The organism is Oscillibacter sp. CU971, assembly GCF_905219725.1.
GTDB lineage: Bacteria > Bacillota > Clostridia > Oscillospirales > Oscillospiraceae > Oscillibacter.
On record NZ_CAJMXG010000495.1, the window covers coordinates 1 to 1,351 of the forward strand.

The 1,351-nt window shown below is 56.1% G+C and carries 1 protein-coding gene and 1 pseudogene; both read left to right on the forward strand.

Annotation, left to right across the window (positions count from 1 at the left end):
* The first annotated feature begins 255 nt into the window (after nucleotides 1–255).
* On the forward strand, nucleotides 256–1,050 hold the full coding sequence (locus JX325_RS16885; protein ID WP_204792178.1) for a carboxymuconolactone decarboxylase family protein: 795 nt from the start codon (nucleotides 256–258) through the stop codon (nucleotides 1,048–1,050).
* 4 nt (nucleotides 1,051–1,054) lie between these two features.
* Nucleotides 1,055–1,351 (forward strand): annotated as a pseudogene (locus JX325_RS16890) (hypothetical protein); the annotation flags it as partial.

A 1,351-nucleotide genomic window follows, 5' to 3' on the forward strand; every position in this document is an offset into this window, starting at 1 on the left:
GTCAACTCTAGAAGGAATACCTCGTAGTAACCTTCATCCTTGGCCTGGATGAGCAGTCTTTGCAACTCCTCCCTGGTAAGCAGCTGCGGAGATGCAGAGAATCGCCGCGATGGATCAGAACCGGAGACACGCTTCCTACTGATTGCTTCATTCGCCGAAAGATTTCAAGATGATTTTTCTCAAAACGCTTGACTTGAAGTGAACTTTAAGGAGTATGGTGAACCGGCAAGACTAATTTTGAAAGGAAGGGTCATTATGGCAGAAAAACAGACAGCGGGAAGAAACCTTCTGGGCGATCTCGCTCCGAAATTCGCGGAGCTGAACGATGACATCCTCTTCGGGGAGGTTTGGTCGCGGGAAGATCAACTCTCCCTCCGTGACCGCAGCATGATTACCATTGCGGCACTGTTCTCGGCGGAGCTGTATCCTCAGCTCAAATCTCATCTGAATTTGGGTAAAGCGCACGGCATTACCAAGCAGGAGGCTGTGGAGATCGTGACCCAGCTTGCCTTCTACTGCGGCTGGCCCACGGCGTGGAGTACATTCCCGCTGATCCGGGAGGTTTATGGCGAGGACGATGGCGTGGACCCTGATCGGCTGTCCTGCTTCCCTTTGGGAGAGAAAAATGATGCTTTCGCACAGTATTTTATCGGGCAAAGCTACCTTGCCCCGTTATCCACCCAGCAGGTGCCAGTGTTCAATGTGACCTTTGAACCGGGATGCCGGAACAACTGGCATATCCACCATGCCGAGGGCGGTGGCGGACAGATGCTGGTCTGTGTCAGCGGTCGGGGCTGGTATCAGGAGTGGGGGCAGGAGCCGAGAGAACTGCGTCCCGGCGATGTGGTAAACATCCCCGCTGGCGTGAAACACTGGCATGGTGCGGCTAAGGATTCCTGGTTCCAGCACTTGGCTATTGAAGTCCCCGGCGAGGACGGACGAACCGAGTGGTGTGAGGCAGTTGATGATAAGCAGTACGGAGCGTTGGACAGTATGAGAATGTCTTCCGTATCAGGCGAAGCCGCGCTTTGCAAAAAGCAGGAGGACTGATACGGTGAAATCAAAAAAGGCCCTTTTGGCATTGTTGCTGGCGGCGGCAATGAGTCTTTCTCTGCTGGTTGGGTGTGCAGACACCCCGCCCAACAACGGAACGCCCGCTCCCAGTCCCGATGGAGCGCAGGGGGACGCCCAGCCGGATACTCCCGATGCCGCGCCCTCTGCGCCGGAGGAACCAACTGAAGATATTGCCAGCAGTGCGGGGGGAGTGGAAACTCTGGTGGTCTACTACTCCGCTACCGGCAGCACCGAGGCCGTGGCCGGATATATCGCCAACGCCACAGGCGGCGACACC